Annotated in this window: 20 protein-coding genes, 1 pseudogene and 1 CRISPR repeat array; of the genes and pseudogenes, 4 read left to right on the top strand and 17 right to left on the bottom strand. The window is 36.9% G+C overall.

Going from position 1 to position 26,395, the window contains the following annotated elements; genetic code table 11:
• Positions 1-211 precede the first annotated feature (211 nt).
• Entirely contained in the window at positions 212-1,465 is a 1,254-nt protein-coding gene (locus MSMAS_RS07145) for a tetratricopeptide repeat protein (protein WP_048046399.1), read from the top strand.
• 419 nt (positions 1,466-1,884) lie between these two features.
• On the top strand, positions 1,885-2,232 hold the full coding sequence (locus MSMAS_RS07140) for a hypothetical protein (RefSeq protein WP_048046398.1): 348 nt from the start codon (positions 1,885-1,887) through the stop codon (positions 2,230-2,232).
• 198 nt (positions 2,233-2,430) lie between these two features.
• Here MSMAS_RS07140 and MSMAS_RS19205 read toward each other — a convergent pair whose 3' ends face one another.
• Together MSMAS_RS19205 and MSMAS_RS07135 are read right to left on the bottom strand one after the other, a co-directional pair.
• Positions 2,431-2,604, bottom strand: coding sequence for a hypothetical protein (locus tag MSMAS_RS19205; RefSeq protein WP_162829141.1), 174 nt, complete (start codon positions 2,602-2,604; stop codon positions 2,431-2,433).
• A 343-nt stretch (positions 2,605-2,947) separates the two neighbouring features.
• Positions 2,948-3,430, bottom strand: a complete 483-nt coding sequence (locus tag MSMAS_RS07135; RefSeq protein WP_048046397.1) for a hydrolase — start codon at positions 3,428-3,430, stop codon at positions 2,948-2,950.
• Positions 3,431-3,733: 303 nt separating this feature from the next.
• On the opposite strand from MSMAS_RS07135, the pseudogene MSMAS_RS07125 reads away from it, so the two are divergent.
• Together MSMAS_RS07125 and MSMAS_RS07120 are read left to right on the top strand one after the other, a co-directional pair.
• Positions 3,734-5,191: pseudogene (locus tag MSMAS_RS07125) on the top strand (IS66-like element ISMma15 family transposase).
• Positions 5,192-5,277: 86 nt separating this feature from the next.
• The gene (locus tag MSMAS_RS07120; RefSeq protein ID WP_011035233.1) at positions 5,278-5,727 is read left to right on the top strand and encodes a hypothetical protein; all 450 of its coding nucleotides are present in this window, start codon (positions 5,278-5,280) and stop codon (positions 5,725-5,727) included.
• 1,035 nt (positions 5,728-6,762) lie between these two features.
• On the opposite strand, the gene MSMAS_RS19450 is transcribed toward MSMAS_RS07120, so the two are convergent.
• From MSMAS_RS19450 to MSMAS_RS07050, 15 genes are all read right to left on the bottom strand, one after another.
• Positions 6,763-6,942, bottom strand: coding sequence for a hypothetical protein (locus MSMAS_RS19450; protein WP_011035234.1), 180 nt, complete (start codon positions 6,940-6,942; stop codon positions 6,763-6,765).
• A 32-nt stretch (positions 6,943-6,974) separates the two neighbouring features.
• Complete coding sequence (locus MSMAS_RS19445) at positions 6,975-7,124, bottom strand: hypothetical protein (RefSeq protein WP_200895160.1); 150 nt, start codon at positions 7,122-7,124, stop codon at positions 6,975-6,977.
• Complete coding sequence (locus tag MSMAS_RS19440) at positions 7,121-7,318, bottom strand: hypothetical protein (RefSeq protein WP_011035235.1); 198 nt, start codon at positions 7,316-7,318, stop codon at positions 7,121-7,123. The genes MSMAS_RS19445 and MSMAS_RS19440 overlap by 4 nt, the downstream gene beginning before the upstream one ends.
• A gap of 275 nt (positions 7,319-7,593) precedes the next feature.
• Complete coding sequence (locus MSMAS_RS07100; protein WP_011035236.1) at positions 7,594-8,160, bottom strand: plasmid pRiA4b ORF-3 family protein; 567 nt, start codon at positions 8,158-8,160, stop codon at positions 7,594-7,596.
• A 133-nt stretch (positions 8,161-8,293) separates the two neighbouring features.
• A complete protein-coding gene (locus tag MSMAS_RS19990; RefSeq protein WP_449288722.1) occupies positions 8,294-8,461 on the bottom strand; it encodes a DUF3024 domain-containing protein in 168 nt (55 codons plus the stop codon).
• Between the two features lie 364 nt (positions 8,462-8,825).
• Positions 8,826-9,740: an SEC-C metal-binding domain-containing protein gene (locus MSMAS_RS07095; protein WP_080942066.1), complete on the bottom strand. Its 915-nt coding sequence runs from the start codon at positions 9,738-9,740 to the stop codon at positions 8,826-8,828.
• 969 nt (positions 9,741-10,709) lie between these two features.
• Entirely contained in the window at positions 10,710-11,531 is an 822-nt protein-coding gene (locus tag MSMAS_RS07090; RefSeq protein WP_011035239.1) for an RAMP superfamily CRISPR-associated protein, read from the bottom strand.
• A gap of 1 nt (position 11,532) precedes the next feature.
• Positions 11,533-11,931, bottom strand: a complete 399-nt coding sequence (locus tag MSMAS_RS07085) for a hypothetical protein (protein WP_011035240.1) — start codon at positions 11,929-11,931, stop codon at positions 11,533-11,535.
• Positions 11,932-11,933: 2 nt separating this feature from the next.
• On the bottom strand, positions 11,934-12,881 hold the full coding sequence (gene cmr4 / locus MSMAS_RS07080) for a type III-B CRISPR module RAMP protein Cmr4 (protein WP_011035241.1): 948 nt from the start codon (positions 12,879-12,881) through the stop codon (positions 11,934-11,936).
• Positions 12,882-15,644 carry a CRISPR-associated protein Csx11 gene (locus MSMAS_RS07075; RefSeq protein WP_011035242.1) on the bottom strand — a complete coding sequence of 921 codons (2,763 nt, stop codon included), beginning with the start codon at positions 15,642-15,644 and terminating at the stop codon, positions 12,882-12,884.
• On the bottom strand, positions 15,634-16,926 hold the full coding sequence (locus tag MSMAS_RS07070; RefSeq protein ID WP_226987651.1) for an RAMP superfamily CRISPR-associated protein: 1,293 nt from the start codon (positions 16,924-16,926) through the stop codon (positions 15,634-15,636). Before MSMAS_RS07070 ends, MSMAS_RS07075 begins: the two co-directional genes overlap by 11 nt.
• Positions 16,927-18,027, bottom strand: coding sequence for a type III-B CRISPR module RAMP protein Cmr1 (cmr1, locus tag MSMAS_RS07065; RefSeq protein ID WP_011035244.1), 1,101 nt, complete (start codon positions 18,025-18,027; stop codon positions 16,927-16,929).
• A 37-nt stretch (positions 18,028-18,064) separates the two neighbouring features.
• Positions 18,065-18,778: a CRISPR-associated endonuclease Cas6 gene (locus MSMAS_RS07060; protein ID WP_011035245.1), complete on the bottom strand. Its 714-nt coding sequence runs from the start codon at positions 18,776-18,778 to the stop codon at positions 18,065-18,067.
• A gap of 122 nt (positions 18,779-18,900) precedes the next feature.
• Positions 18,901-19,560 (bottom strand): reverse transcriptase domain-containing protein, encoded by a 660-nt coding sequence (locus tag MSMAS_RS07055; protein WP_080503125.1) that lies wholly within the window; start codon positions 19,558-19,560, stop codon positions 18,901-18,903.
• Positions 19,561-19,567: 7 nt separating this feature from the next.
• A CRISPR array of direct repeats spans positions 19,568-24,825; the repeat unit is 37 nt; unit sequence GTTTCAATCCTTGTTTTAGTGGATCTTGCTCACGAAT.
• A gap of 208 nt (positions 24,826-25,033) precedes the next feature.
• On the bottom strand, positions 25,034-25,810 hold the full coding sequence (locus tag MSMAS_RS07050; protein ID WP_048046395.1) for a GNAT family N-acetyltransferase: 777 nt from the start codon (positions 25,808-25,810) through the stop codon (positions 25,034-25,036).
• Positions 25,811-26,395 lie beyond the last annotated feature (585 nt).

The raw sequence follows: 26,395 nt of genomic DNA, 5'->3' as shown, positions 1-26,395 counted from the left end.
GGTTCGTCCTTTCTGAGGATTAAGTTTCTGATCAGTAATTCAGAATTATTATTTAGATGACTAACAGGATCAGCTTAAAATAAGAGAACGGAGTTTGAAATAAGATTTCCCGAAATATAAACCAGAGAATACGCCCTTCAGGGGAGGCTGGGCATTTACTGATTTTCATTTACGAGATACCACTCCAGAACAATTAAATGGGACCGATACTATGGCAAATGATTCTGATGAAAATAGAGGAAAAAAGGTAGATAGACCCGGCAGAACAGGCAGGGCAGGAAAGACAGGAAAACCTGATAGAGCATATAAAACAGGTAAAACCGGAAAGACAGGAAGAAAAGCTACGGAAAGGGCTGATAATGCTGGTGAGACAGTCTATGACCGCCTGAATAAGTCCCTCAAACCGTATGAAAAAACCCTTGAGAAAAACCCTGATGATGCAGGCGCATGGGCGGGAAAAGCCTCGGTGTACCTGAAGCACAGAATGTACAGGGATTCCCTGGAATCCTTTGAAAAAGCCCTTGAGATAGACCCCAAAAACCCGTCTTACATCTATGAAAAGGGTTTCGTGCTCCTCCAGCTTAACAGAGAAGAAGATGCCCTGAAAGCTTTTGACATGCTGCTTGAAATAAAACCTGACAGCGACAAAGCCTGGAACCTGAAAACTTCAGTTCTCTGCAGGCTCGGTCAGCAAGAAAAAGCCCTTGAAGCTTCTGAAAAAGCCCTTGCTTCCAATTCCAGGCTTGCAGGTGCATGGCACGCGAAAGGCTCTGCTCTTTCTGCCCTTGGAAGATATGAAGAAGCCATACAGGCTTATGATGCCGCCCTGAAAATAAAACCGAATATGGCACGAGCCTGGGAGGGAAAAGCCTTTGCTCTCTACAGCCTGGACAGGCCGGTTGAATCCATAATCGCCTATGACTCTGCTCTCAAAATAAACCCTGATAATGCAAAGACATGGACCGGAAAAGCAATGGTACACCTCAGGCTTGGCAAATACAAAAAAGCACTTGATCCCTGTAATAAAGCTATCACAATAAAGCCAGATTCTGCCGACGCCTGGTACTGTAAAGGTGTTGCTCTTTCAGGACTGGATAAGGACGAAGAAGCCCTTGGAGCCCTTGAGAGAGCCATCAGAATCGATCCGGAACATGCAGACGCAAGAAAAGCCAGAAATGCCGTAAGCTCCAAACTCGGAATCGGCCTCGAAGACGAGGAAGAAGAAATGGAAGAGAAAAAGCCGGAACCGAGGAAGAGCGTCTGGACGCGGAAAGAGCCTACAACTGAGATAATAAAGAGAACAGGAGAGCAGGGAAGAGAGAAGAGAGAGGAAAAGGTCAGGAGAAGTAAAAAGGCAGGGGAAAAGCCAGAAGAAAAAGGTGATGAGAAAAACCGGGATCAGGTAAAAGAGCGAAGAGGCAAAGAAAGCAGGAAAAATACAGGAAAAGGTCAGGAGAAAAAATAATTCACGTTCTTATAGCTTGGTTATTTCATAGTGCGGTTATTTCATAATGTGGTTATTTCATAATGTGGTTATTTTATAATGTAGTTATTTTATAATGTGGCTGGGAGTTAAACCGGCTGATTATAAATGACGCCTGGTTAGACGGTTAACCACACCTTTATTACAACCGAGTAGCCTGTTTTTCAGTTCAGAAAAGTAAACTTTTCTTAAGGAAAAGCTCCGGTTTATTGATAATTTTTAAAATGGATTAAGGGCAAAGAATTTCCATATTTTACATACTCCTCTGCTTTTCCAGCCTATGTATTTTTACTCTGGTCTTTTCTTTCAGATGGGTTTTTATATTATGAAGTATCTTCATCCCAAAAAAATTGGTCCAATAAGGGTGTTCAACAATTATCAAATATCTGGAAGGCGATTTTATGATTCAAAACGTAGCTCAAATGCGTGAAGTAAGCCGCTCGGCGGTAAACCCTATAAGAAATGGAATGAGTAATCTATTTACAACTTTTAACGGTATGGAATTTGATAAGCCTCTATATTTTTTCACTCTGCCAGGCTTTATTCTTATGGCAGGAGGGCTGAATATGAGCCTTAATCTTATAATGACAGCTTATCCGGGTGGAAGTTTTGATCTGGGGTCCGCAATCTGGATATTTTTGTTAACTCTTACAGGGATCTTTATGTCTTTTACAGGAATTCTGCTGCATTCAATATCCAGGTTGATAAGGTATAAAAAGATAAATTGTGAAAGCCTGCGAACCAGGTGAGCAGCCCTCGAGAGAAAAGGCTGAAGATTAAGATTAAGTCCAGATATCTAACTGGTACTCAAATAATACAAAATAAATTAAAATAAAGTTAAAAAGGAAGATGAAGAAAAATAGATTAAAAAGTAAAATAATAAAAATAAAGTAAAAAAGTAAAGTAAAAAACTCAAATTTATTAAAAAACTTAAATTTATACTCGATTTAATATTTAATCGGATTAGAACCGTACCTTGTACCGGTTCTTTTTTCTGCTTCTCCTTCTACTTTTACTTTATGCCAGTCTGAACGATGTTCCTTATGCATGAATTTTTTTACAGCATAAGCGAGTCCTGTTGTTGCTAAGGCTAGACCTACAATTTTCATGGTTTTAGACACAATAATTCCCCCAAATTATTATTGTACCTTATTGTTTATGAAAGTTCGCAAAGAGGCAAAAAGTTCTCATCATGAAAGCGGTCATCACACAGCAGAGAGATGACACCTGAACGAAAAGGCAGTTTGTTACTGATGCAGGCCCTATAATATTGAAAAAAATAGTTTTAACCGTTTTTAAGTTGAAGTTCTCTGAATAAACAATCAGGTCTGCAATAAACAGTTTAGTTAACAATAAACGGTCCTGTTTGCAATGAACAGTCTGGTTTGCAATAAATAGTTAGTTCCAGTAAACGGACAGATTTTAAATAAACAGTCTGTTAGATATCTATTTATTGTTAAAGATTTACTGCACTTCTCCAACAACCACCACATAATTTTTTCCATATTTTTCAGCGCAGGCCGGACAGGTAGTGTACCACATATACCATTTTTTAATTTCAAGACCCTGGCTTTTTGCGTAACCTTCAAAGTCCGCACACCATTCCCCTGTTTTTTCGAAATCTCCCTCGTATGCTCTGGTCAGAAACTTTCCACTCAGGGTTACGTTTTCAGCTCCGGCTACTTCTCTATCAACAGCCAGATAAATGTCCATACTGCTTTCCGAAGTGTGATCCGAAAGGCAGAGCCAGTCAGGCATTTCCGCTCCAGCGCTTGCAACTTTTTCGTTCATCCTCATTATTACTTCTCCAAAATTCAGAGGTGCAAAAAACTGTGTGGTAACCGAATCCTTGATGAACCTTTTATTGTCCCATTCAAAGAGTTTTCCGTCCCAGGGGGCGGGGTCAAATCGAGGGCAGCATTCAGGAGTTTCGAGTTCGCTGGTCATAAATTTTCACCCTGACAAATAATAGCTTTTGAAGTTATTTTAGGTTTTGGTTTCATTTAGATTTATTTTTGACACAAATAAAAACAAGCAAAAATAAATAAGAAATATTAAGAGTTATGTACTTAACAACTAAGTACTTAATGACAAAATAATTTTATACGGATATATTGCCTTTTGCCAGAATATCCCTGTATAATTTAAAAAAAATAGTAACTATTCAGGTAGAGCCTTTGAAAGGCTACAATTTTTCCTCTTTTCGAGGAAAAATTGCATATAAATTGAATCCTATTTCCTTTCGTTATTATGCTTACACGTGAAGAGATTCTTATCATTTATGACGCTGGTCCTGAAGCTGTAATTTCTGTAATCCAGAGGCTTGAGACTATCATAGAAGAACAATCTATTCGTATTGCTGAACTCGAAGAACGTGTAAAGGTATTAGAATCTCGTTTAAACCAAAACAGTCGTAACAGCAGTCGCCCTCCTTCTACTGATTTTTTTATCAAGGAGAAACCTAACCCCAAGAGTCTCCGTAAAAAGAGTGGCAAAAAACCTGGAGGTCAAGATGGTCATCCAGGAACAACTCTTGAAATGGTTGATCATCCTGAGTAGGTAATAGAACATTCTTTGAGTTGCTGCAAAGAATGTGGCCATACTCTTGAGAATGTTGAAGTTGAAGCCTATGAGAAAAGACAGGTCTTTGATATTCCTCCTGTAAATCTGATTGTTACAGAACACAAAAGTCAGATAAAGACCTGCCCTTACTGTGGAAAAATAAATAAAGCTGTTTTTCCTGAATCAGTTAAATATCCAGTTCAGTATGGTCCAAATATTTTAGCTTCAGCTATTTACTGTAAAAATCACCATTTTATCCCCTATGAAAGAATTTCCGAATTTTTTGAGGACATAATGGGAATAAAAATCTGTCCTGCTACGATAATTAGAGCAGAAAGAGAATGTTTCCAGAATTTAGAGGAATTTGAAAACGTTATTAGAGAGAAGTTATTAGCCTCGCCTGTAATCAATTTTGATGAAACTGGTATGAAGATTGAAGGAAAAAGACACTGGCTTCATGTAGCTTCTAATGAGAAATACACCTGTTATTTACCTCACTCAAAAAGAGGAGCAGAAGCAATAGACGCTATGGGTATTCTTCCGGAGTTTAAGGGAGTAGCAGTTCACGACGGATGGAAACCTTACAACGTTTATGACTGTGATCATGCTCTCTGTAATGCTCATTTACAGAGAGAACTTACTGGAATTGAAGAGAACTATAAACAGCAGTGGGCTAAAGAAATGAATGAATTGCTCACTGAGATGAAAAAGTATACCGACGAATGCAAGGATCAAGTCAAAGAACTGGATTTTGAGCAAATTAAAGCATTGGAAGAAAGGTTCGATGCTATCATAATTAAAGGAATTGAAGAAAATCCACAATCTCTAAATCCTGAAAAGAAAGGAAAACGTGGAAAAAATCCAAAAACAAAAGCAAGGAATCTGCTAGATAGGTTTATAGAACACAAAGAAAATATTCTGAGATTCCTGACAGATTTGAAAGTTCCGTTTGAGAATAATCAAGCAGAAAGAGATATCAGGATGATGAAATTACAGCAGAAAATATCAGGAACTTTCAGAACTATACAAGGAGCGGAAGCTTTCTGCAGAATTAGAGCTTACATCTCTACAATTAGAAAGAACGGATTACCTGTTTTGGAGGGTATTATAGCGGCGCTCAAGAGAGCGCCGTTAACTATACCCTAAATAGTTACAAAAAATAAACAATTAGTGATATAATCATATTTGCATAGTATGATGCTATAAATGAATTTATATGGGAGGGAAACTCAATGATTATTATTGATTCTGAGCCTAAAAGTGATGTTTACTGGCATTTGATAGACCTGGCTTTTGATATATGTGACGAATTTATTCTCGTTGTACGCAAAGAAATTGACCTAAACGATAAAGGTAAATCCGTATTGGAAAAGCTAAATCCACATTTAGAAGAAATGAAAGAGCAATCGAAATGGGCAGGTACAGAACTGGCGTGCGGAAGAACTGCATATGTTTATCATTACCACATTAACCCGGAAGCTAGGGAAATAATAAAAGAGGTTTCAAATTCATTATATGCATGGGTGCAGCAAAATTTTCCCGAGGATTTAAGCTTTTATAAAAATGGCAAACCCTGGCTGGCAAATATAGCTCATGAAAAAATGAGCTATATCCTTAGTGAAAACAAGTCTGAAATAGACAGAATTGTGAACATAAAAGGTCTTGAGATACGTATAAAATAGACTTCATCGCCATTTGAAATTACTGAGAATTATCGTCAGGGATCTTTCGAATAGGGTAAAAATTCTATTATTCGGCTAGAAAAGGCCTGAACTATTCCCCTGAAAACAGTAATTAAATCCATGAAGCAATAATTAAATAATAGATTTGTGAATGTAATAGCTGTAAAAACAGATTTTTCAAAACTTTTTGTAGACTTTACTTCGATTTCCAGCAGCTCCCAGAACCAGAATAATAAGCTTCAAATCCTTAATTGACATCATTACCCTATATTCTCCAATTATCAAAGAATTCACAGAAGAATTAGCAGGAGTTTTAAGCTTCTTGACATGCAAATAAGGGTCTTCTTTGATTCCATCAATTGCATGAAAAATTTATTTCTAATTTCAGGCGGGAATTTGCTGATGTCTTTGATCGCACGTAAAGTGTATTCAACAGTGTACATCATTTCTCTTGAATGCCTAATGATTTTTTGCTTTCTTTCGCTATAACTCTTCCTGCTTTGATATCTTTCAGGCTTTCTTCTATTCCTTCAATTTTCTGTTCACTAAACGGCTCCTTATCATATGCTGTCCTGATTAGCCGCTCAACTACAGGATTATAAGACACTATCTGACAAATTTCTAGCCGCCGAGCATACCTTAACTTATCGTAGTTGTAGCTGTCATATAATATCCTATAGAATTCTATAGAGCATAATTGTATAGAACAAAGTAATCCGCCATACCTCAGGAATCATTTTCAGGATAAAGGAAGTGCTCTAAAAATTCTTTTAGTTACCCGGATTTTTCAATATTCTGGTCTTCTTTTTTGGTTATTTGCTACTTTAAAACTTAAGAAGCTCTCCGTATATGATAAGAGAAAAGCTCGGATTACCGAAGAAACCTGGGAAATATTCATTCCCTGTTTTAGTGGATCTTGCTCACAAATAAAGGTCACTGATAATTTTCATGGGACCACCTGAAGAGTTTCAACTCTCGTTTTAGTGGAAGCTACTTCTTGACAGGGTCGTTTTCCCTTATCAAAAAAAGCAGTTTTTACCGCTCTTTTGTCACAAAAGGAGGATACTGGTCTTTAGATAACGTTCTTGTAAGTTTGTCTGGCTGGAAATCATAGTACGCAGGAATGTATTCAAACCTCAATTTTCCGTTTTCCAGATAAAACCTTATTTTTGCATCAAAAACAACCGGACGATAATTATCATTTTCCGCTGGCATATCCCTGTACAGCAATTGCTATTCTTTCCAGCTTAGCTGGCTGTTTTCGAGCTGCACATCATATACTCCGTAAGCAACTCCTTCCATTGATGGTCACGGACAGTCGATGAGACCAGCCTCATTATTCCGGTTACTGCTGAGGTACTTTTGCGTTCTGCCAGCTCGTATCGAAATACGCTCACCCATTGAAGTCTTTTTTAACTTCACTTCTTTTCTTATCCGAATCCAGGATGTATATTTTCTCACGGGTGACAGTGGTCATGTCGAACCGGAAACCATGCTCGGACTGCACCAGATTTGAAAAAAACATTTCATCGGAGTAGACACCTTCCAGTTTACCTTCTTCGAGCTGATAAACCACTTCATCTGTAGCCATCTTTTTATCAATTATGTAATTCTTTAGAAAACCTGCTATTTTTTTCTCTGCCAGTATTGCAATTCTGGCAAAATTTCCCTTCTGGTGATACTGTGCTCAAAAAATCTCACCCGACTTCTTTGATTAAAAAGAAATAAACTGCTTTATCTGCTTATCTGCCCTATATTTTAACAGCGCCTTATATTTTAACAGCTCACCAAATTAAGTCTCAAAACAGGAAAAAAGAAAAAAACCTCAAACTGTGGTGTACATCCGGGTTCGGAAGCGTTTGCGGTTCAGAAAGAAACATCTTTTGGGTCAAAGTATTCGGGGTCAAAATCATCCCCCAGCCATAACACAGTATCTTCATATTCCTCATGCTCAGAATCCTTCAGGACCTCCAGCATCTCTTCATAGCCCCAGACCCCTCCGCTGTCTTCCGGTACGGCTGCCCTTTTTCCTGCAGTACAGATGGGATACTCTACACCTTCTTTTCGAGGAAGGATTTTTTCAAGCCGGACTTTCACCTGCCAGTTGTCCCCGAAATCATAGGTGTACAGAGCTTCCTTATTTTCCAGCGTAAAATAATCGGAGAGTTTTGCTTTCTTTTCCGACACTAAAGGCCCTCCAAAAGCATCAAAATCATCTCCTTCAGCCCCAATTTTATCAAGCATACCGGTCTTTGGGTTTACCATCTCGAATTCGTGCAGGTGGTAATCTTCCCAGTCCATTACAGCCTGGATAGCCTTATGAAGATCAAGGAAAGTATAATTTTCCGGCACCTGGATTCGTCGCCAGATCTGAGGAGTAATGCCTTTTATGGAAAGCTTTAGATGGTACACCTTCTCAAAAGTCTTTTTCATAAAATTTTCACCCGGATAAATTATCTTAATCTCACTATTTCAGGTTTTGGGGGATTTTTGTCCCGAATCAGTTAAATTTTGTAACACATAATAAGAAAATTTCTTAATCTGCGGCCGATGTATGGTCTTTTCTTCATGGCTGGAAGTGGGGAAAATTCCTGATCGTCTCCAAACATTCATCAACGGACAGGTCTTGAAAAATTTCAAACCATTTCCCTGTGTGTCTCATGTATGAAAGATTGAATAAACCGTCACCAGCATATTCCATGCGGGCGAACTTAACTTCAAAGAATGGGGATATGGAACGCGGGTCCGGGGAAGCGTACTTCGCACAAAAGTAAAAGAAATTAAAAGAGTGAAATACTTTTGGGATAAAACAGCTGGGCCAGGATAAGAAAAAACGATGAACTCGAAAGCGAGTTCAGGCTTCATCCTGGAGAGAGTTCTACTTTTTTAGCAGGGAAAGTAGAGTAATCAAATCAAGGTTTTGAGAGTTAACTTAGCGTTTATCTTACACTTGCAAAACCTTTCGGAGACCATCTGAAAACAACTCAATCTATCTCCTGTAACTCAATCTATCTCCTGTAACCCAATCTATCTCCTGTAACTCAATCTATCTCCTGTAACTCAATCTATCTCCTGTAACTCAATCTATCTCCTGTAACTCAATCTATCTCCTGTAATAGTTTTTTTGCTGCTTCCATATCCCCAAGCTCAGTGTATGATTCAGCTTCTGCTCTGAGCATATTTTCCAGTATCGATTTATCCGATTTTGGGAAACGCCGACGGAAGTCCTGGCAGTATTTTATCCTTTTTGCGTAAAAGGATTTATCTTTCATCCCTGCGCTGCCCAGTTCAATTTCAAAATCCTGGCACCAGTTAAAAATACTTTGCGTCAGATCCGGAATGAATTTATCGGCTTCAGTAACGGACTTTATATGAGGAGGAACAATACTTATTATCATGTCCCAGGTCTTTTCCCATTTTTCCAGTCCTCCGCCGTAATTCTGTTTATCAATGTCTTCGTAGCCTTCCTGCATCAAATCATCGATCATTTCTAAATTGTATTTCTCCGGGATTATCCGGTTCCATAACTCTATCATTGCCAGCCAGATGAAATCTTCATCCAGACCTGGGGCATGGAAATCCTGTGTATAATAATGATCTTCTGCTAATTGAATTGCAGAGATATGATTTTGAGCCTGTTTTTTAAAACGTTCTATTTCGAAATCAATATTCATTGATTGTAACTTTTCAATTATTTCTGAAGTGCTCATCTTTTTTACTTTATCAATACTCCACATTCTTTGAATAAACTCTTTGAAGTCCGTATCCCTGTCACCGGAATATTTTTCAAGTTCTTTACCAATTTTTTCCAGTTCCTCGGGATTATCCTGCAATTTCTGTTCAAACCTCATAATGGCTAACCGGTTAATGACTGGAGCTTCAGATTTTGGACTAGTTTTAGATTTTGAAGTAGTTAGATTCGCATCGGCTGCTTTTTTACCTAAACAACAATGTTTATATTTTTTACCTGAACCACATGGACACGGATCATTTCTGCCGATTTTCTTAGACATTCTGGTTAACCTCTTTAGAAAAATTTGAAGAAATAGAATTACAATCTTTGTTTTAATGGATCTTGTTATCGAATGAATTTGTCTGTACTCTTATTTGCGTTTTTCGTCTGCATTTCAATCCCTGTTTTAGTGGAAGCTACCTCTCGACACGGTCGTTTTCCCTTATTTTCAGCGAATTATTAAGTAATTTCAAATCTGAAAATCAGCATCAAACAGCTTATTTTTTACCTTAACTGTCTAATATTGGGAATGTACCTGTTTTTGTTTTGGTTAACCAAATTTGTCCGTCGACAAATAGCTAAGGTGTATATGAGGAGCAGTAAGTTATAAACTTTTATCTTTTTACTAGCCTGTTACTGAAATCTTAAATTTTACTTAAATATTATGTTACTAGTGTTTAAATTCCAAATCAAGATCCTTAATTTAGTGAGAGTTCATGACCATTGGACATACTTAAACTTAAGTTTTTTGAACATAATTCGAAATCTCACTACTAGTTTTAAGGCATCCTACATTGATAAATTTGTTAGATAACTCATTAAGATTAAACTTTGGAAGTTAAGAATAGATACTTATACCAAAAATGAATATAATATACTTGGAGATTGGATTCGAACACATCCCATAAAAATAGCGTTCGTCATGTTTTGGGTTTAGCTCAACGGGTCTCTTTCTGACCTGTGGATCTGGAATGCTCTAGGTCCATGGTGTGCAGAACCCTAAACATACAGAGGTGAAAAGAATGAGTGAGACAGCTACTGTCGTAATTTGTCTTTGTGTCACTTTCATTATAGCTCTGCTGTATTGAAGTGAAAGCTAGATTTTGTGGGGTTCGTGATTTCCATCTCCACGAAAATATATACTTCCATAATTTACAATAAAATTAAGACTCGAAATGCTTTGTTGTCCCTAATTATACAATGAAGTTTCATCATATCTTCCAAAGGTTTCTTCAGGCTTTTATTTGCTTTAATTCATGCTTCTCCATAGTCCTGTAGGTAAAATTTCAAATTTCTCGTTTTCTTTCACAGTGCTTCCAGGCATCCAGCAAATCTCAGCACTCGAATATTTTCCACCAAAGTACTTATTTTTCGATGTCTCTCTACCAACAAATGGTTCTACCAAACCATTTAGATTCAAATTTTTCGTAAGGACATGCGCTAACACATATTTATTTTCTATAGTAACATCTATAGTTGGATGCTCGCTAGTTAAACTTACATTGTACCCATTAAAACATTCTTTTTGAAAATTGGATATATCTGAAATTTCAACTTTTCCCCATCCATATCCACGTTCTCCCCCAATCTGAATCTTTTTTAATGATTCTTGCCATTTTAAATTACTCCCTTCTTTTTCGAAAACGTAACCTAAAAGATAAACGGGATCTCCGCTACGGGTCTTATTTGATATATTTTCGGTCTCGTGGAGGGAACCCTCTTCTGCTGTTTTTTGGTTCAGAGCAGTATTCTGGGAACTACTCAAATACTTCCAGGAAAAGTCATCAATATTTTCCCAAGGAAAAATATCAATTCTAGTAGGGACTCTTTCATTTTCATTAATTATTATTGTAGGATAGAAATAACTGAATCGTAGATTTTCTGCTACTTTATTTCCAATATTTTCATAGTCAAAACTTCCATAGTCCCTGGCTATTCTTGCCGTTAATGCACCCCACATTGTTTTGGCAGGAACATAAGGCCGTGTTTGTTGTAAGTTATCTGTTTTTTTCCACCCGATATGAACTGGAGAAAGAAGACGTAAACTTACACGATATAAGGACCATACCATTTTAGTCCTCCTTCGCTTTTGCTCCGTATCGGGAATAAGTTAATATCTGCTCCCAGAGTTGTTTGGTTAAGAAAAGAGTATCAATGTCATTACAAATATTATCTGTGATGAATTCTAAGATTTTTTCGGAGTCGTTTAAGATCTCTATGGAGTTCTCTCCTTCTGGCAATTTTTTTCCCACAAATTTGGTCGTTTCTAAGAGTCTATTCCTTATACATTTAGCAATTTCTTTTTCAGAACTATTGCGAGAATGAAGAAATAACATACAAGCATAAACTCCATTTTCCTGCAAAACACCTAAAGTCTTTGCGATGAGATTTTCTACACTATTGCTTTGTTGATTAATCGTATCTTTCATGAGTGCCTGAGAGGATCGTGCAGCCTCGAGATCAAGATTCATTTTCAAACCTCCCAGGCATACATTTTTTTCATTCTTCCAAATCCTCTGGTAACCATTCCCCCAATACCCAGATACTCTATTAAATGAAAACCCGCGTTTAAAACATCAATAGGTGAGTTCCAAACTTCCCCAAGTGAATCACCTTCATTATCTCCATCTTTATACTGTTTTTCAGTTGGTGGGAACTCATTTTTATAATCATCCTGTACTACATCAAAAAATAACCAAGTAGTTCTAGGGATTGCTTCATAAGTAAACAAAGCTTTATCTTCAGCTGTTCCAGTTTCTGGTTTTATGGCAACCGAAGTACGAACTTCAAGATTACTATTTACGATTTGAGAAAATAATTTAGGAGATACAATTGAAAGTCTGCTTGCTATGGAATTCCATTCATCTTTTTCTTTAATAGTATGAGGAGGAACTACATTTAACCCAGTAATTGCTTTCAGTGAGAGCCACCCAAGATTTAAAGTGTCTTTTTCCCAATTCATAGAAGTAAACACATTTTCATCGAAAATCTCAACAGTATCTTGTATAGAAAATCCTGCAGTTTCAAGAATCTCTTTTGTACTAACCCACAAAGGACCTGCAATAGAATTCACTGGAAATAATAAGATTTGTGCATCGCTTATGCTAATTTTACCTTGCTGGCCCCCTTCTGTTTCTGTATATGTGCCGAATGTATAGATTATTGGACATTTTTCATGATTTTTTCCCTTTAGTGTTTTATGCTGACCAGCTGCTTCTAATTTTCCATATTTCATAGAGGCATAGTGACGTGCTGCTCCCATTAAACTTGTTCCTGGAATTTTTGGGATATTTGTTCCAGGTTCTCTGACTATCGTATTATCAACTCTTCCAAGCTGGGATTGTCCAGTACCTATATGAACGGGGTCCAGTGCCATGAATAGGTAGCGTTGTTGAGTATAAAGTTTGTGTGATCCACTCATTCAAATTCCTCCAGAAGCTTCCTCAGCTCTATTTTTTAAAATATTCAGATTTAACTCTAAAATATCCCTTAATTTACCAGACTTTGCCGCATCCTCCAGTTCAGTCATTTTTGCGTCATCTGGTCTTTTTCCATTGTTCCAGTTTGCATTATAGAGGACATCATGAACAAAATTTTCAAAAACAATTGTATCTTCCCCGATGTCCCATTCTTCTCTTTTTTTCTCAATAAGAGTGATTATATTTCTTATCTGAGTATTTGATAAGTTCTTGGAGCATATATTCCATAAATCAGTGAAATTATCAAGTTCTTCAAGAAGATAAGGTCTTAGAGCTTTTAGACTGCCCCTACGATTCCCTTTCTCATCATAACAGATCTCAAATCTGCGAGAAGCTGAATCCAAAAATTCGAAATCGAATTTCGAAGGCAAAATCCCTACTATATCTCCTTCTTTTAATTCACTAACATGAACTAACCATCTATCTGAATTTTCAGGATTTTTAAAGGAATGTATAAAGGAGTCAGAACGATTACGGAGCTCTCCATCAACATAAAAATAGGGATACCAAATATCGAGAGTTTTTTCATCTCCCATTATTGAAGGGATTTTCCATTTTATCCCATTGTTAAATTTAAGAGTGAATGAATTATAGTTTTTAATTGGATTTTCTTCCAGTATCCATTTATCCTCTTTAGCTGACTTTTCTTTGTTTGATTTTCGCAGCATCTTCCGACCTGCATCCATTAAAGCTGCTAAAGGAGTGTGAGACTTAGCAAATACCATCCCAAGGCTTAAAGGTAAACGATTCCTTACTTTCCCCATTTCCGTTTCATATTTTATTTTTATTAGTCTGGATACGTCAAGAGCTTTTTCTGCTGGAATTATAGCCATGAATATGCTCGGTTCAGTTAGTATAGGAATTAAAGGAACGTAAGGAGTATCCTCTTCTTTCATTTCTAATATTTCTAAGGTGCCAATGGGATTTGATCGGTTTTTTCCCTCTGAATCGTAAATTTTAACTTTTTTAGTGGATAAATATTCTTTAAGTTGCCTAGTAGGATTTTTATCAACATATTTTTCTGAATCAAAACCAAATTTATTTGCTAGTTCTTTGTGGTTCTCGATTACTAGAAATTCATCCTCTTTTCCATAAAAAATACTGAAACCGATTCTATCTAACATAGCTTTATAAGAATGACCCATTTTAAGGGAACTGTTATTCTCAGGTTGAAATTTTCCAATAATCTTCAACCTATTGTCAATCTGACCTATTTTTACTCCTAGCTCATTCTCTACATCTTCCCAGAATTTTTTGGTTGTTCTCCAAATCCTGTTCATACGAGCAAAAGATGGAGTTTTTGTAATAACTTTGCCATTTGGTTCAGATCTTATCTTTATGGTAGAAATATACCCATCTGGTTTTAGCCATTCTAAAAGATCGAATCTGCCGGTTAATAAGCAGATTCTGTCGTTTGAATCAGCAACCTCATCAATCCATATAGTACTATCAAGACTATGATACCACTCATTCGCTCTCCAAGTTACTCTCTCGACCCAGCAATCTGAAGCTTTTCTGTTAAATCCCTTTGAAGTGGGTCCTTGAGGACGTAACCAAGAGATGGTACAAATTCCTCTATTTGAAGTTCCTTCCCAAAATTTTGCAACATCTTTGGGATCTGCTGGAGAGTAAAGTCTTTGATTAGAAAGGATTTTTGCTATAGGAGGGATTTCATCGTTTTGCATCTCATTTTCTCGATCTGGTTTTTGTGCCCACCATTCATTACCAATTTCAGGAGTGATAACGACCTCACCTTCAAATCCAAATTCATTTGCTATTAATTGTTTTAGCGGTTCATTTTTTTCAGATGTTTTGTCCAGTAAATAGGAGATATCAGGTACAACGAATATACTGTTGTCTTCATCTCGATATATTTCGTTTCCTAATGGGTAAGTTTCTTCAAGAAGAAGTTTTACTCGGTCCAATCCCTCCGTTAGCATTTTTTTTCTTGTTGCTAATATTGGTATATTTTGAGCGTTTCCCCATATCTGTTCTGAATTAAACCTGATTGATAAAAATCTCCACTTCAGTTCAGTTGGATCTGTTTTTATCTTTAGGAGCAATGCACTAGCTAAAGCAGATTTATATAACGCAGCAACAATACCTGACCAATCAGTAAGTGTAACTTCATTTGTTGGTCTTCTAGTATCACCTAATGCGTAGTTAAAAGATTCAACTACTGACTTGACAAAAAAAGATCGGTCATTTATTTTGTTATACGGAATAGTTATTAATTTTGAGGAAAGTCCTTCCATTCCTTTTTCAAATCCAAATGGATTGCTGATCATTGTATAATTTTTATATTGTTTAAATTCTTTAGAATCCTCTTTTTCAATATGTGCTGCACCATGACAACGCCCTAATGTTCTTACCAACCAAGGAAATTTATCTTTTTCTTTCTCTTTATTTGTCCTCGGAAGACCTTTTACAATAAGATCATTTAGGGTAACTTTCTCATTGATGAAATTAACTTTAGAAAAATCAACAAATGTGTTTTCAAAAATAGATTTAATCTCGTTATTATTTTCATTAAAGTTTGACAAATAATCTTCTTTTGATTTATACTCGAAACCTGATGGTTTGTCACAAGAACTACTTATTACAAATTTATCACTGCATTTTCCCATATCATGCAACCAAGCAGCAACCTCTGCTAAGAGTAGGTTGGCTTTATTGTCAGCAAGAACTTTTAGATCAGCACTCATTGTGAGCCCCCGAAAGTTCTAAAGAGGTAGCAATATTTTTGGAGACCTCGATTAACTGGAAGAAATTTCCGAAGTTCCAAGTTGGCCATTCAGGTTTTGGATATTTAAAAGAGTTTAAGTGTTTTTGCCACTTTTCTCCATTTAACCCATACCATTGTCTGAAATCTCTATACTCATTTCTACTTCCTTCGAGCTGGTTTTTTATTTTGTAATATTCTTTATCACTTAGAAGTCCATATTTTCCAGATCCTTTAAACTCTTCCTTGACACTGCCATCTTCGTTAAGATATTTACTATAGCCTTCAGCAGGAGGTTTTACTTCATCTATATCTTTTAGAGAAACTTCTATTCCTTTAACCCTTAAAGTGATCGTACCATCTGTAATATCTTCGTATGATGTCCCGTATCCACTTGATGTTTTGGCTCCGAATCCATAATAAGTAAACATCGATTTTAATCCCTTTGAAATCAATTGTATATCGCATGCAACCTGTTTTTTTATCTCGTTTTCCTCACATCCAATCAAGTCAAAAGGAACATAGATAAGAGTGAAATATCCCGTTGTATCTTGCGGAACGCTTTCCATTAGAATCGGCACTGTACCAACTCTACTCTCTCGGTTATGAGGATTAATTATTTCCAATGATTTTTTGGAAAAAAATGTAGGGAAAAAATACAGTCTTCCCATCCTTAGAACTATATCTTCGGAGTTTGGAGATCTCTCGTTTCCGAAAATACGTCTTATCTTATCGTTTTCATAATCATAATTAAGTTGCCAGAGAGAGTTCCTGAGACTTCCTTTCCAAGAAGAAGGTGCGACAAATGGAAGGTTTAAAACTTTATCTTTCCTCAAAGGATTATCAATAATGTAAAAATCATTTTCATCAAGAGATATATAGGGCTTTTTAAGTTTGAACATAAATTTGAGAACAAAAGAGTAGCTGGGTAATGTAGAAATATTTACCTCTGGACATATGAAATTGTCTTTAACATATTTTGTAAGTTCCCATTTTTCGATAACTTCTTCTAAATTAACTTCCAGGTTCTGTTTCTGCCATGCTTCTCGGAAATTATCTGACAGTTTTTGATTAATGGTAGACATGTAATGATAAGCTAGATGTTCATTAGGCAAAATTAGATCCTTAAGTTTGGTCTCTAACTTTTTTTCTAATTCTTCTGTTTCTTCCTTTTCTGCCTGATCGAGTTCCTCAACAATTATTTTGAGATCATTTATGGAGGCTTCTTCCTGTTGATAAAGAACCGAACCCCAATCAATGTTCATTTAGGCACCCCCTGAAAAATTATTGATTTCCTCTTCATATTTCATTTTTGGAACTTCATCAAGAGAAAACATTTTTTGAATCTCCCTACTCACAAGGTCACCCACATCTTTTTCAGTAAAACCCCAAACGTGTAAGAAATAATTACTTTCTGAAGTTTTTCTAAATAAATGACTTACAAAAATTCGACTTCCAATTCCATTTTCCTTTTTCTCGTTCTTAGGAAGCGTACCAAATATTTTATAAACTTGGTTTTTATCTCCGTTACAATGAGAATAATACGCCTGTCTCAATCCTGAACCTTTATTGCGATTTGGAAGTTTGTACCTGATATCGAAAGATACAGGCAGATAACTTGTGGACGAAGATTTATTTCCAACGTTGTTCGATTTCTGAAAATTTTGGACTAACTGGTTTCTTGCAGGAATTTTAAACTCGTAACACCAAAAATTTGATAAAGAGTAGCAGTCTGGTTTGTTTACTTCTTTTTTGAACTCATCTTTGTTAGAGAAATTTTTTATCTCGTTTATGGCTCGTTTAAAATCCATCCTATTTTCCATTTCAAACTGACCAAAACCATATTGACTTTTGGCACCAATAGCACCAACATGGGACATTATGGAAAGTAATGCTTTTATCTGTGTGATTATTTCTGATTTGTCGTCTCTGCCAACTGGATATATTTTAAAAGTAAATGTTCCAAAAGAAAGGCTATTATTAAGATTTTTTTCGAATATTGTTGATAGCCACCAGTTATTTCCAATCCCTTTTCTATCAAGTGTAACTAAATGAAAAGATTCTTTCACACTACAGTTCACTATTTCTAGTCGAAATCTTCTTTTCCATCCCCCACATCCAAAAAGATAACATGCTGGGCACAGTTTTTTGTTTCTTTCATCTGCTTTTTCCTTCCCATCAAGCATACATTTACTATCACTTAATGGATCACAAGCGTATTCTCCTATTCCTCTTATTATTGCCTCATACCACCAACGCATGCTACCGATAACGCCTGTTTCTCTGACTGTATCCGAATTCCCGTTTACTCCACCTGTCCATATTGGAGTAAGAGTTTCAATTACAATGGGTTCAGGTTCCATCATAAGTAATTCCTCTATTTAGGATCAAATAATACAAATGCTAAATATCATTGAAGTTAGAATAATTCCTATTATCTTCATTTGTTGTTATTTTCCTCACAGTCCCAAACCCCTTCGCAACCCCCTTTCCTACCCCCATGAAATCCGGGATCAAAAAATTGGCTATAAAACCGCCCGTAAAAGAAGTAAAATCCATATTTTTGTATTTTGAACGCCTGAGTTCCACATCAACATCGCACTTTATGGTATCAGGAACCGTATACCCAAGAGTTTTTGACATGGAAAGCAAATTTCCTGCCAGAGTCTTTCTTAGCATTTCCTTTTGCTCGTCGGGGTTTCTGGCCTCAAGGAATTTTTCCTCATTTTCTTTATTAAGTGCAAGCCAGGGGGTGAGAAATTCGTAAAAGTAGATGCTTTTTGTAAGGCCGAATTCCTGTTTTTTGATCCTCAAAGAGCGTTCTGTGATCTCAAAATCCTCGTGAGGAAGGGTGACGGTATCAAATTTATCAAATAAACCTTTCAAGATTTCTGCGCCTTCATTTACACCGACCACGAGAGGAATCCTGTCAAGAACTTTGTACTGCACAAGAGGGTAGCGGTAACAAAACCTGTCGGTATTGTGGTTATGGAGGAGGTCGTATTCATTGAATTTTGACGCAAAGAAACCACGGATCTGATTTGCATCTCCCCTGAATTCCCCTGAGCCTTCAAAGGTCATTTCAAGGGTTTTGAGCTTAATATTCCCTGGACTCATAAAATCTATAAAGAATTTTTTACAAATACATTTTTTAAATTTTATTGTTTTTTGTTATAAGATAAATAGCTTATCATATTAATCGAATAAGTTTTCTAAATAAATATAAACCGGATATATATTTAAATACATTCTTTAATTTTTTCATTAAAACATTGTTCAATTCTTTCAAGCCCGGCAGCATAATCCATATGCCTGTAATAGCTCACCCAGGGATTAACGACATCATAAATATTTTTTATTACATCATCCAGCGCCTGAACCTTGTTTTTATCGCTAACTACGTGTTTTCCTTGACTTTCTATGCTATTTATATTATATACATCTCCATTACTTCCAATACTTTCAATACTCTCGACTACCTTCTCAATAGACCCTTCGGTAGGCATAACTCTTATAATGCTCCCAGCCCCGTTTTCCTCTTCAATTTCCTCAAAGTAAAAACCCACGAATTCAAACCCATTTACGGCAGTCCCGACATAGGTCTTATCTTTGTTTAATTCAAGTCCAAGTTCAGCCATAGCTTCCTTAACTCTCTCAGGGTTGATCCATTCCTTTGAAAGGACCACGAAATCATCTGCAAAACGGACAAGGTGCTCAATTGATTCCCCTTCAACATTCTTGAGCCCGATTTCAGCCCAGTGGTTATCGAACTGGTCCAGGTAGAAGTTTACAAGAAGCGGAGAGATTATCCCACCCTGAAGCAGCCCTTTTCCAGAATTTTTCCCGGAACCGCTTGCCTGTGAGCCTTTCTTGAGCCAGTCCTGGACAAGGGAAAGTATCAGTTTATCTTCAATCCTTGTTTTAGTGGATCTTGCTCACGAATTTTCTCGCATTTCATCAGTTATCTTTATCTCGATCAGTTTCAATCCTTGTTTTAGTGGATCTTGCTCACGAATGGGAAGGCTGGCTTCAGACATCAAGAAGGAATGAGTTGTTTCAATCCTTGTTTTAGTGGATCTTGCTCACGAATGCTTTAGAAATATAAACATTTCCTGCTGTCGTGTCTAGTTTCAATCCTTGTTTTAGTGGATCTTGCTCACGAATAAGGCTATGTACCAATTCCATTAATTACAGGTACAAGTTTCAATCCTTGTTTTAGTGGATCTTGCTCACGAATGGATATTCAACAGAAGAGGCAAGAAAATATGTTCAGTTTCAATCCTTGTTTTAGTGGATCTTGCTCACGAATTTGTCTAAAAGCCAGGATCTTGACAGTGGATTCTCAAGTTTCAATCCTTGTTTTAGTGGATCTTGCTCACGAATGCTTTATGTGTCATTGGTCGAGTAAGGGAGGCGAAGTTTCAATCCTTGTTTTAGTGGATCTTGCTCACGAATATATTTGCATCTTCGAAGGCATTTTTCATTATATCAGAGTTTCAATCCTTGTTTTAGTGGATCTTGCTCACGAATGGTATTTTCGAACTTCAAAACTGTATAACGCCAGTATCGTTTCAATCCTTGTTTTAGTGGATCTTGCTCACGAATTTATACTACAGCGGCAGGAGGAGGAGCCGGGCGAGTTTCAATCCTTGTTTTAGTGGATCTTGCTCACGAATTCTACTCTCCTGAATAGATTTACATCTTCCAGGGATAAGTTTCAATCCTTGTTTTAGTGGATCTTGCTCACGAATACATGACAGCAACAGACGCAGGAGATATAAGGATCGGTTTCAATCCTTGTTTTAGTGGATCTTGCTCACGAATTGATTTGTGCTTTAGATTCCCATTGTGCTTTCAATGCGTTTCAATCCTTGTTTTAGTGGATCTTGCTCACGAATTAGATTCAGCGTGATCAAACCGAGTTCTTTTAGAGTGTTTCAATCCTTGTTTTAGTGGATCTTGCTCACGAATTTCGTAAGTATATGTATTCAATCGCGAAAACAGTCAGTGTTTCAATCCTTGTTTTAGTGGATCTTGCTCACGAATTAGTATATCCTTAAAGTACGTCGTTTATAGTATATCCTGTTTCAATCCTTGTTTTAGTGGATCTTGCTCACGAATACTTTAAGGATATACTATATGTGCGTGGTCTAGCGCTGTTTCAATCCTTGTTTTAGTGGATCTTGCTCACGAATAGGACGCTCGACGCGTTCGACCAGGCGAACCGGAGTTTCAATCCTTGTTTTAGTGGATCTTGCTCACGAATTTTTCGAAGGTTGTCCGGAAAATTAAGCGAAGCTTTAGTTTCAATCCTTGTTTTAGTGGATCTTGCTCACGAATACGGTGTACCTTTAACGTATACACTATAAGGTATATCGTTTCAATCCTTGTTTTAGTGGATCTTGCTCACGAATACTTTACCCCGGCTATTTTCATTCGATCCCTCTTTGTTTCAATCCTTGTTTTAGTGGATCTTGCTCACGAATTTGGCTGCGTACGGAGTCGAATAGGACAACCTAACAGTTTCAATCCTTGTTTTAGTGGATCTTGCTCACGAATTTCTCAGCTTCTTCATGAGTCATAGGCATTGAAGCTGGTTTCAATCCTTGTTTTAGTGGATCTTGCTCACGAATACGTTGCCTAGCTTTGTTTCGGTTATTAGAACCTTGTTTCAATCCTTGTTTTAGTGGATCTTGCTCACGAATTCAGTTTAAGATTTCTGAAGGGGCAAGCGAATTAAGTTTCAATCCTTGTTTTAGTGGATCTTGCTCACGAATTTGAAAATAAATTTTATAAGATCGAGCCGATATGTTTCAATCCTTGTTTTAGTGGATCTTGCTCACGAATAGATTCTTCAATTGTTGCAAATAGGATTAAAACCAGTTTCAATCCTTGTTTTAGTGGATCTTGCTCACGAATAAGTGAAGGTAAAACAATGCCAAAAACAATATCACGTTTCAATCCTTGTTTTAGTGGATCTTGCTCACGAATCTTGAAAGGGTTCTGAGAGTACAATCACTGTTTGAGTTTCAATCCTTGTTTTAGTGGATCTTGCTCACGAATTTCATGATCTATTGTCATGATGTCGTTTCTCTCCAGTTTCAATCCTTGTTTTAGTGGATCTTGCTCACGAATCGTACAAAACCGGAGCAAGCAACGCCCATAAATACGTTTCAATCCTTGTTTTAGTGGATCTTGCTCACGAATCATTATCAACTCTCCAGATATCTCCGTCTTGGAAAGTTTCAATCCTTGTTTTAGTGGATCTTGCTCACGAATAAAGAAGGTGTTAGAATAGGGCAGGGAATTAATCAGTTTCAATCCTTGTTTTAGTGGATCTTGCTCACGAATCCACTCCTGCTATGTGTTTCATCTGACCACATTTAGTTTCAATCCTTGTTTTAGTGGATCTTGCTCACGAATAGTCGAATCTACGTCAATTAAGAGGACATTCATGGGGTTTCAATCCTTGTTTTAGTGGATCTTGCTCACGAATAAATTTAGCACGATCAATCAAATGTTGAATCCTCTGTTTCAATCCTTGTTTTAGTGGATCTTGCTCACGAATTGATCTCGGTTGTTTGATTCCCATCTATCACGTAAGTTTCAATCCTTGTTTTAGTGGATCTTGCTCACGAATTCGATTGCTGTCCTTGTCTTTCCGGTTCCCATCTCCAGTTTCAATCCTTGTTTTAGTGGATCTTGCTCACGAATCATTCTTACCATTTGCTCTTCGCCTGAGCTTAAGCTGTTTCAATCCTTGTTTTAGTGGATCTTGCTCACGAATCTATAAGGCAATTGCTACTGAAATAGGATACAAGAGTTTCAATCCTTGTTTTAGTGGATCTTGCTCACGAATTGTTGGTGGCTCCGAACTTTAAGACTAACATCAGGGTTTCAATCCTTGTTTTAGTGGATCTTGCTCACGAATGGAATATGCTTGTATCTTAGAGAGCCTTACGCAGGTTTCAATCCTTGTTTTAGTGGATCTTGCTCACGAATGAGGAAAGAAAAATAGCCAGAGCATATGGCAAGCTAAGTTTCAATCCTTGTTTTAGTGGATCTTGCTCACGAATATTTTTGACTTTTCTACTAAGTCTTTAAGGTTTTGTTTCAATCCTTGTTTTAGTGGATCTTGCTCACGAATACATTAACAGATATGGATGGAAACAAATGGAATGGTTTCAATCCTTGTTTTAGTGGATCTTGCTCACGAATATATAACGCCAAAACAGGAGCGTGGGAACAATGAGGTTTCAATCCTTGTTTTAGTGGATCTTGCTCACGAATTACAAATGGAAATATGACATTCACCTGGAATAATGGTTTCAATCCTTGTTTTAGTGGATCTTGCTCACGAATCCCCCTCGTGGCCAGGGCGCACGATTCTATTGTTGGTTTCAATCCTTGTTTTAGTGGATCTTGCTCACGAATCGTCAGCAATCGAACACAGAGCCATCGAAACACCTGTTTCAATCCTTGTTTTAGTGGATCTTGCTCACGAATACCGAGGCTGACCTGGATTGGTCCCCGACATTGCAGTTTCAATCCTTGTTTTAGTGGATCTTGCTCACGAATTGCCAAAAAATAGGAGACAGAAATGCAAGAGGAGAGTTTCAATCCTTGTTTTAGTGGATCTTGCTCACGAATTTAATATAAGCCAGTATAGCGAGATCGCAAAGGCCCTGTTTCAATCCTTGTTTTAGTGGATCTTGCTCACGAATCCAGCTTAACCCGTTCCTGAATGAGGCTTATCTCAGTTTCAATCCTTGTTTTAGTGGATCTTGCTCACGAATAAGAAGGGGAAAAAGAATTGAAAACCGAAATCAGGTTTCAATCCTTGTTTTAGTGGATCTTGCTCACGAATAACAGCATCAGCGTAACCACATGGTTACGGTTTGCGGTTTCAATCCTTGTTTTAGTGGATCTTGCTCACGAATCCCTTCGGGAAACCCATGAAGCCATTGCTGAATTCAGTTTCAATCCTTGTTTTAGTGGATCTTGCTCACGAATCGAAGAAGCCCGGAAAATAGGCGAAATGCTGTTCGGGTTTCAATCCTTGTTTTAGTGGATCTTGCTCACGAATACGAATTCGCGAGAGAGTATTCAGAGACGTATCAGTTTCAATCCTTGTTTTAGTGGATCTTGCTCACGAATGATACAGCCCGTCAACCCGCGAGTGCAGGAATTTTGTTTCAATCCTTGTTTTAGTGGATCTTGCTCACGAATAAAACAATGGTAAACGAACTCATCTTACAAGCAGGTTTCAATCCTTGTTTTAGTGGATCTTGCTCACGAATAGACAACGCAAAAATGACAACGTTTTTAATTTGGTAGTTTCAATCCTTGTTTTAGTGGATCTTGCTCACGAATCCAACAACGCCCAAGCGCAGCCGCCGGAAACCTCGGTTTCAATCCTTGTTTTAGTGGATCTTGCTCACGAATCAAAATTGCCCTTTGATATGATTCTGTCAATGTCCGGTTTCAATCCTTGTTTTAGTGGATCTTGCTCACGAATCAGAGGTTGAATGAACGGAAAACAGCATGAAACCCTGTTTCAATCCTTGTTTTAGTGGATCTTGCTCACGAATATGGTGTTGTCTGATACTGTGTTGCACTGCAAGTGTTTCAATCCTTGTTTTAGTGGATCTTGCTCACGAATATTGCTATAGATGTCTCCCCCGACAACATCTAGTTTCAATCCTTGTTTTAGTGGATCTTGCTCACGAATACCCCACAAGTAAAATTAGGTGATTATGTTTATGTGTTTCAATCCTTGTTTTAGTGGATCTTGCTCACGAATATTATGGACTCTATTACCCAGTAAACGCCCATTAGTTTCAATCCTTGTTTTAGTGGATCTTGCTCACGAATTAGTACTTATAGCTAATTAAATAAAAATGGTAATGTTTCAATCCTTGTTTTAGTGGATCTTGCTCACGAATCTCAATAAGTTCAGGATTTTCATAGACATTCCCTAGTTTCAATCCTTGTTTTAGTGGATCTTGCTCACGAATCAGCGATCTTAAACAAAGGACCACTTGCAAAAGAAAGTTTCAATCCTTGTTTTAGTGGATCTTGCTCACGAATACGACGGGGGGGAAGATTGGAACTAGGGAGTGGAGATGTTTCAATCCTTGTTTTAGTGGATCTTGCTCACGAATAGGGCAAAAATTTCCGTTATATGGCCAGAAAAGGCGGGAAATATCCCCTTTTTCGGGGCTAAAATTCTTGCTGGAAAATTATCAAACCCTTTATAAATACAAGAAAAAAAGGGTTTTTTAGTGGTTTGGAAACATCTCAAAATATGCTTTTCTTTCTATTAAACTTTTGTTTTTAAATCTGTGGACGGGTTTTGAAATCTGGTATTGACTATTGAATTATTTTTTTCATAATGTTTTCAAATCTTGTATTACTGATTGGATGATGACTGATAACCTTGCCATTATAAATAATACAGAAGGTCCCGAAAGCACAGGGCACATGCTGAGCCTCATCTGAACTCTCAAGGTCAATCAGGTTAGCCTTTATTTTCAATTTCTCCCTTGCAGTTTTCAAAATAGCATCCACGTTTTTTACTGAGTATGGGCACTGGGCTGAACGGATAACAGTCAGGCCTTCTCCATATTTCTCCGTGTCCAGCGATATATTTTTAAATTTCGGATCGTCGGCTCCCGGGTTGAATTTTAAAACCAGTAATTCAAAATCAGGTTCAACCTCATCAACAGGTACAAATCCTTTTTTTAAGAAAATATCTTTTTTAGCCATAAATGAGCCGTTTCTTGTAACAACCGCAACGCCCTGCATGTTTGCTTCTTTTGCATCCTTAATGCACTCTTCAATCAAAGAAGAAGCATAGCCTTTCCCTTTAAACTCGTTTTTGAATCCGACAAAAATACAATGGATAAACATATATCCTTCTGCATCTACCGGGCGGTGTGCATATTTTCCTGGAATGTATTCAAGCATGCCCTGATAACCGCCTTCTCTTGAAAAAATTACTTTTATCCTGAGCCCTTTAGAATAATATTCCTTAAACCAGTCGATTTTCCTTCTTAACTCAAGGTGTTTTTTAAAATCTTTGTATCCGCAAACCCCGTAGTCAGCAATGTTTTCAGGATTAAGGTCTATTATTTCTATATCAGGCATATATGCTCCACGAAATATTTAATGACTTTACAATTTTTTCATTACAATTTTTCCATTACAATTTTTCCATTACAATTTTTCCATTACAATTTTTCCACTAAAATTTTTCCACTAAAATTTTTTTCATTATTTTTTTCTATCCAGTGTAAAAACATGATACTGCTATATAAATGGCACTTTCTGGCGTTTTGAGACTTTGAGTTTAAGATTTTGATTTTGATTTTGAGGTCTCAGGCTCCTGAATTTCAACCTTAATACTTTAAATCCTTGAATTTTAAAATTTAGACTTTTAAATTCTGATCCTTTGAATTCTCAAATTTTTGACTCATTTTCAACAACCTATTACTGTAGATGATAAAAACCCACATTTGAGTAAAAATTCATATTTAGTATTACACTTAGAAATAAAGTATACATTTTAGTATTACATTCATTTAGGAAAGTATATATACAAAAATGTTTTAATTCAGTTTGTCTTAAAAATCTTTAAAAAAGTATTACATAATTATAATTGTTTAATGCAAGGTAGTATTAAACATTTCACAATCGGGAAAAATACAGGTTAAGGAGTATTGTAAAGTAATT

Source organism: Methanosarcina mazei S-6, assembly GCF_000970205.1.
Taxonomy (GTDB): domain Archaea; phylum Halobacteriota; class Methanosarcinia; order Methanosarcinales; family Methanosarcinaceae; genus Methanosarcina; species Methanosarcina mazei.
The sequence above is the reverse complement of the archived record's forward strand: the minus strand, read 5'-3'. Positions and strand labels throughout refer to the sequence as shown.

Excerpts from the sequence above, each read along its gene's own strand:
- MSMAS_RS07145 (WP_048046399.1), top strand. The coding sequence starts at position 212 with ATGGCAAATGATTCTGATGAAAATAGAGGAAAAAAGGTAGATAGACCC.
- MSMAS_RS07140 (WP_048046398.1), top strand. The coding sequence starts at position 1,885 with ATGATTCAAAACGTAGCTCAAATGCGTGAAGTAAGCCGCTCGGCGGTA.
- MSMAS_RS07135 (WP_048046397.1), bottom strand. The coding sequence starts at position 3,430 with ATGACCAGCGAACTCGAAACTCCTGAATGCTGCCCTCGATTTGACCCC.
- MSMAS_RS07120 (WP_011035233.1), top strand. The coding sequence starts at position 5,278 with ATGATTATTATTGATTCTGAGCCTAAAAGTGATGTTTACTGGCATTTG.
- MSMAS_RS19450 (WP_011035234.1), bottom strand. The coding sequence starts at position 6,942 with ATGCCAGCGGAAAATGATAATTATCGTCCGGTTGTTTTTGATGCAAAA.
- MSMAS_RS19440 (WP_011035235.1), bottom strand. The coding sequence starts at position 7,318 with ATGGCTACAGATGAAGTGGTTTATCAGCTCGAAGAAGGTAAACTGGAA.
- MSMAS_RS07100 (WP_011035236.1), bottom strand. The coding sequence starts at position 8,160 with ATGAAAAAGACTTTTGAGAAGGTGTACCATCTAAAGCTTTCCATAAAA.
- MSMAS_RS07095 (WP_080942066.1), bottom strand. The coding sequence starts at position 9,740 with ATGTCTAAGAAAATCGGCAGAAATGATCCGTGTCCATGTGGTTCAGGT.
- MSMAS_RS07090 (WP_011035239.1), bottom strand. The coding sequence starts at position 11,531 with ATGGTATGGTCCTTATATCGTGTAAGTTTACGTCTTCTTTCTCCAGTT.
- MSMAS_RS07085 (WP_011035240.1), bottom strand. The coding sequence starts at position 11,931 with ATGAATCTTGATCTCGAGGCTGCACGATCCTCTCAGGCACTCATGAAA.
- cmr4 (WP_011035241.1), bottom strand. The coding sequence starts at position 12,881 with ATGAGTGGATCACACAAACTTTATACTCAACAACGCTACCTATTCATG.
- MSMAS_RS07075 (WP_011035242.1), bottom strand. The coding sequence starts at position 15,644 with ATGAGTGCTGATCTAAAAGTTCTTGCTGACAATAAAGCCAACCTACTC.
- MSMAS_RS07070 (WP_226987651.1), bottom strand. The coding sequence starts at position 16,926 with ATGAACATTGATTGGGGTTCGGTTCTTTATCAACAGGAAGAAGCCTCC.
- cmr1 (WP_011035244.1), bottom strand. The coding sequence starts at position 18,027 with ATGATGGAACCTGAACCCATTGTAATTGAAACTCTTACTCCAATATGG.
- MSMAS_RS07060 (WP_011035245.1), bottom strand. The coding sequence starts at position 18,778 with ATGAGTCCAGGGAATATTAAGCTCAAAACCCTTGAAATGACCTTTGAA.
- MSMAS_RS07050 (WP_048046395.1), bottom strand. The coding sequence starts at position 25,810 with ATGCCTGATATAGAAATAATAGACCTTAATCCTGAAAACATTGCTGAC.